This is a genomic window from Mesorhizobium sp. M7A.F.Ca.ET.027.03.2.1, from assembly GCF_003999175.1.
GTDB lineage: Bacteria > Pseudomonadota > Alphaproteobacteria > Rhizobiales > Rhizobiaceae > Mesorhizobium.
Map to the genome: position 1 here is coordinate 1 of NZ_RZOM01000651.1, position 3503 is coordinate 3503.

General features: G+C 64.7%; 4 protein-coding genes. All 4 read right to left on the reverse strand.

What is annotated here, in order from left to right:
• Window positions 1–983, reverse strand: a 983-nt coding sequence (locus EN750_RS24155) for a 2Fe-2S iron-sulfur cluster-binding protein (protein WP_127397882.1), incomplete at its 3' end; no start/stop codon positions are given.
• Entirely contained in the window at window positions 980–1246 is a 267-nt protein-coding gene (locus EN750_RS24160; RefSeq protein WP_127397884.1) for a sarcosine oxidase subunit delta, read from the reverse strand. The genes EN750_RS24160 and EN750_RS24155, both read right to left, overlap by 4 nt.
• Window positions 1247–1266: 20 nt before the next feature.
• On the reverse strand, window positions 1267–2520 hold the full coding sequence (locus EN750_RS24165) for a sarcosine oxidase subunit beta (RefSeq protein ID WP_127397886.1): 1254 nt from the start codon (window positions 2518–2520) through the stop codon (window positions 1267–1269).
• A gap of 82 nt (window positions 2521–2602) precedes the next feature.
• Window positions 2603–3503, reverse strand: a 901-nt coding sequence (locus EN750_RS24170; protein ID WP_145967873.1) for an aminomethyltransferase family protein, incomplete at its 5' end; no start/stop codon positions are given.

Below are 3503 nucleotides of genomic sequence, written 5' to 3' on the forward strand. Positions count from 1 at the left end.
CCCGCCACCTCATAGGCGCTGTCATTGTTGGTGGCGACGATGATGCGGCGGCCGACCAGCACAGCGTGGCGCCGGAGATAGGCGAACGCCGCATCCGCCGACATGATGCCCGGCAGATCGTTGTTGGCGAAAGGCAGCGGCCGCTCGATGGCGCCGGCCGCCAGCACGATCTGGCGCGGCCTGACCCGCCACAGCGTATCCGGCCGGCCGTCGAAATGGCGTTGATTCAGCCCGACCAGATTGTGGTCGTAAATGCCGAAGGCGGTGGTCGAAGGCAGGATGAGGTGACCGCCAGCGGCAAGCTCGGCAATCGTCTCCTTGACCCATACGGCCGCCGGCTTGCCGTCGATCTCCGCGGCACGATGGCCGAGCGATCCGCCAGGGCTCTGCTGGTCGTCGACCAGTGTGACGGTCAGGCCAGCACCGGACGCCAGTCTTGCCGCCGCCAGCCCTGCCGGCCCCGCGCCCACCACCAGCACGTCGCAATGATGGTTGATCTGGTCGGCCATGCCGGGCGAGGTCCAGTCAGCATCGACCGTGCCCAGCCCCGCCATGGCGCGGATGCGCGGCTCGAACCTGTGCCAGTCCGGCCACATGAAGGTCTTGTAGTAGAACGCGGCCGGGATGAAGCGCGCAAAACGGTCCAGGAAGGCGTTGCGGTCGGCCAGTGCGCTGGGCGTGGCGTTGACGCTTTTCGCCACCAGTCCGTCGCGCGCCGGCTCGGTCGTGGCGCGGGTGTTCGGCATCGTCCGCGGGCCGCCGAGATCGACCAGCGCATTCGGCTCCTCGACGCCGGCGCCCCAGATGCCGCGCGGCCGGTGGTATTTGAAGCTGCGGCCGACGACCGCGACGTCATCCGCCAGCAGCGCCGAGGCGATGGTGTCGCCGGCAAAGCCTTGCACGATGGTTCCTTCGAAGCTGAAGCGGATCGGGCGCGAGCGGTCGATGGCGCTGCCGCCGGTGGCAAGACGCGAGGCGGTCACGCGGCATGCTCCCCGTCGAGAGCGGCCGAAGACAGCACCTTGTGGGTGACGGTGTCCCGCTCCATGACGAAGAACTCGCCGCAAATCATGTGGACCCAGATCTCGCGCGCCGCGCCTTTCGGATTGGTGCGCAGATAGAGATAGTTTGCCCAGCGATCGATCGGCACGTCGGCGCAATCCGGCCTGGCATTGCCGGCGTCGCCGCCATAGTGGAATTCGGTTTCGTCACGCGAGCCGCAGAACGGGCAAGGAAAGAGTTGCATGATTGCCTCTGGTCTTTGTCTCAGTGCGCGATGCCGGAGCCGGCCGCTTCGTCGATCAGCCGCCCGCTGGCGAAGCGATCGAGGTCGAACGGGCGGCTGATGTCGTTGTGCTTGCCTGATGCCAGCAGGTTTGCCAGCAGCGTGCCGCCTGCGGGAATGGCCTTGAAGCCGCCCGTGCCCCAGCCGCAATTGAGGAACAGGCCGGGCAGCGGCGATTCGCCGATGATCGGCGAGGAATCCGGCACGACATCGACGATCCCAGCCCATTGCCGCATCAGCTTGAGCAGGCCGAAGATCGGGAACATCTCCAAAAGGCCGGCGATCACCCCCTCCAGCGTCGGCAGATTGCCGCGCTGCGCATAGGAAGGAATGCGGTCGAGGCCGCCGCCGATGACGATCTCGCCCTTGTCCGACTGGCTGACATAGACGCCGCAGCCGGGCGACAGCACCACCGTGTCGAGGATCGGCTTGACCGGCTCGGACACGCAGGCCTGCAGCGCATAGGAATTGATCGGCAGCCGGAAGCCGGCCTTGGCCGCTAGCACCGAAGAATGCCCGGCTACCGCCATGCCGATGCGCTCGGCCCGGATCGCGCCACGCGAAGTCTGGACGCCGCGACAGCGGCCGCCCTCGATGATGAAATCGGTGATCTCGCAGTTCTGGATGATGTCGACGCCGAGCCGGCTCGCCGCCCGCGCATAGCCCCAGGCGACGGCGTCATGGCGCGCCGTGCCGGCCCTGCCTTGCCAGATGCCGCCGAACACCGGGAAGCGTGCATTGGCTGAGAAATTATAGATCGGCGCTACCCGGCGCACATCGTCAGGTGAAAACAACTCCGCATCGATGCCGTTGATCTGCATGGCGTTGACGGTGCGCGCCCCGATCTCCATCTCGGCAGTCGAGTGGCACAGATTGACCATGCCGCGCTGCGACAGCATGACGTTGTAGTTCAGGTCTTTCGACAATCCCTCATAGAGCTGGTGCGCCAGCCCGTAGAGTTCGACACTTTCGGGATAATAGTAGTTGGAGCGTACCACAGTGGTGTTGCGCCCTGTGTTGCCGCCGCCGATCCAGCCTTTTTCCAGCACGGCCACCCTGGTGATGTTGTGATTCTTTGCCAGGTAATAGGCCGTCGCCAGCCCATGGCCGCCGCCGCCGATGACGATGGCGTCGTAGGACGGCTTCGGCTCGGGCGATCGCCAGGCCGGTTGCCAGCCGGTCTGGCCAGCCAGGCCCTCCTTGAACAGCGACAGGGCGGAATAGCGTGTGGTCATGACGTGCCGGACAGGCCTGATGTTCGGAAAGAAATGTGGATCATCGATTGGTCTTTCGCACCGACGTCATCGGTTCGATCGGTCATGCCCGCATCGCCTTGCCCAGTGGATCATATGGCGACGAAGCGATGACGCGCGCATCTCTTTCGACGCCGACGATGTGGGTTGTCAACGGCGTATCGATATCGGCCGCTTCGCGCTCGACCAGCGCCATGGCGAGGCTCTTGCCGACCGTGTGACCGTAGCCGCCCGAAGTGACGAAGCCGGCGAGCCTGCCTTTGTTCCAGATGGGTTCGTAGCCGCTGGCATCGGCATCCGCCGCGTCGATTTCGAGCGTCACCAGCGTGCGCCGGGATTCGACTTGCCGTTCCTTCAGAGCCGCCTCGCGGCCGATGAAATCGCCCTTGTCGAAAGCGATCCAGCGGCCCATTCCGGTCTCATCAGGCGTATAGTCCTGCGTGAACTCGCGTGACCAGATGCCAAAGCTCTTTTCGAGCCGCAGCGAATTGACCGCGCCGAAGCCATATTCGGTCACATCAAGATCCTTGCCTGCCGACAGCAGCGCACGGCGCAGCCCCGCGTGTTCATTGGCCTGGCAATGGATCTCGTAGCCGAGTTCGCCGATGACCGACAGTCGTCCGACCTTGGCGCGAACCAGTCCGACATCCAATGTCTTGCAGGCAAGAAAGCCAAAGGTCTCGTGCGAAACGTCCTGATGTGTGAGGCGCTCAAGCAACCTTCGCGCATTGGGACCGGCGAGCGAGAAACCAACGACGGCGTCCGAGATGTCGCGAACGGTGACGCCATCGCTCATATGTTGCTCGAACCAGCGCATATGCCGCTGGCGCAGATAGTAGGATCCCATGATCCACCAGGAGCCATCGCCCCAGTTGAAGACGGTGAGATCGCCCTTGAGTTTGCCGTTTTCACCCAGCATCGGCGCGAGCTTGGCGCGTACCGGCTTGGGCTGCTCGCCTGCGCGC